Annotated in this window: 1 protein-coding gene; it reads left to right on the top strand. The window is 56.5% G+C overall.

Annotated features, from left to right (window positions below; genetic code table 11):
* Window positions 1-48: 48 nt before the first annotated feature.
* The coding region (locus LPA44_RS17985; protein WP_230890849.1) for an ISH3 family transposase at window positions 49-1,189 on the top strand (1,141 nt) is incomplete at its 3' end.

Raw genomic sequence — 1,189 nt, forward strand, 5'->3', positions numbered from 1 at the left:
TCAGTACATCACAAAGCCGGTTAGTTAGAACGTCTGCTTGCTGAGGATGTGCACTCCAACAAGCAAGCAGACAGTGAAATCCACGAGGACCAGCTCCTTAACTTCCTCGTCAACCGACTTGACGAGGAAGTTGTTCTTGACCTCGGCGACAATGCTACAGTCGATGCTGAGGACATCTTCGAGGTCCTCGTCGGCGCGACCGCCGACGGGACCTCGATCTCCTCGCTTTGCGGAAAGAGCAAGGACGCTCCCTCAGCTAACGACGTGCTCTATCATCTCCGGACCAACTTCGATCTCGAAGCCGTCCAATCTATCGAAGATACTCTCCTCCAACGAGATTTGCTTGAGACACTTCCTCAGCAGGTGGAGGTCGTCGCTGACCTCCACCTGCGGCCCTACTACGGAGATGAAGACGATACAGACGGCCTCTACTACAACGAAGCCAAAGCAGGTACCACCGCGTTCCACGCCTACGCGACACTCTACGCGCGCGTGAAGAACAAACGATATACGCTGGCGGTACGCCGTCTCGAAGACGGCGATACCGCCAGCGACGTCCTCGCTGAGTTTCTTGGACTTCTCGAACACTTCGAGTTTGGCGTCAAAGCAGTCTATCTTGACAGCGGCTTCTACGACGGGAAGTGTCTCACACTGCTGCAAGTACACAATTTCGCGTACATCGTCCCGGTCATTTCGTGGGGCAAGGAGATCAAGCGTGAACTGGCCACTGGCTGGAGTCGTGAGATCGCCCACGATCTCACGACGTCCTTTGGGGATCACGAATGGACAGTCGAATTCCCAGTGCTAATCGACTGTACCTACAAGAATGGGCGATATGGAGAGAACGGAGTGGCGCGTCACGGCTACGCCGTCGACGCGCCGTTCATCACTGAACCCTCACAAGCCAGATCCCACTACAGCAAACGGTTTGGGATCGAGGCTAGCTACCGCCTCTCCGAGGCAACACTCATCTCGACAACAACACAAGATCCGGCGAGACGGCTGTTATTCGTAGTTCTCAGCTTATTGATCCAAAACGTCTGGCGGTATTTGCACTGGGAATACGTGGCGACGCCCCGCCGAGGCGGGCGTCGCCTCTGGTGGTGGCCTTTCGAGGAGTTCATCGATATGGTAACCCGAGCAGCGTGGACGGCCCTCGCGGTGCGTCGGGCCGTCCCCGCAAATCGGC

The organism is Halobacterium sp. KA-4 (assembly GCF_021028995.1).
Lineage (GTDB): Archaea > Halobacteriota > Halobacteria > Halobacteriales > Halobacteriaceae > Halobacterium.